The sequence below is a fragment of the Klebsiella sp. K47 genome (genome assembly GCF_051858335.1).
GTDB lineage: Bacteria > Pseudomonadota > Gammaproteobacteria > Enterobacterales > Enterobacteriaceae > Klebsiella > Klebsiella pneumoniae.
In genome coordinates this window covers 1-251 of sequence record NZ_JBPYUI010000163.1, presented here as the reverse complement: position 1 = coordinate 251, position 251 = coordinate 1, and the positions used below count along the sequence as shown (strand labels likewise).

The window sequence follows — 251 nt, the reverse complement described above, 5'->3', positions numbered from 1 at the left end:
AAAGCATGGGTGTTCAGGCAGAAATTGAATATGTAACTGATATGATGCAAATTGCTGAAACAGGGTTGTTAAGTACGCCAGGTCTGATCATAGATAATCAAATCGTTTCAAGTGGCAAAGTTTTGGAACCACAAGCCATTGTGGAGTTGATTGAAAAAAATAAATAAGTGTATGTGGAAAACTGTAAAAAGACCTGTGGCATAAGCCACGGGTCTTTTTTTATCTGTGTCTTGAGATATTAAGAAGTTTTA

The 251-nt window shown here is 35.9% G+C and carries 1 protein-coding gene; it reads left to right on the top strand.

Features of this window, described 5'->3' with window-relative positions; genetic code table 11:
• Positions 1-5 precede the first annotated feature (5 nt).
• Positions 6-167, top strand: a complete 162-nt coding sequence (locus RRF55_RS27540) for a thioredoxin family protein (protein ID WP_439419235.1) — start codon at positions 6-8, stop codon at positions 165-167.
• The last annotated feature ends 84 nt before the right edge of the window (positions 168-251 follow it).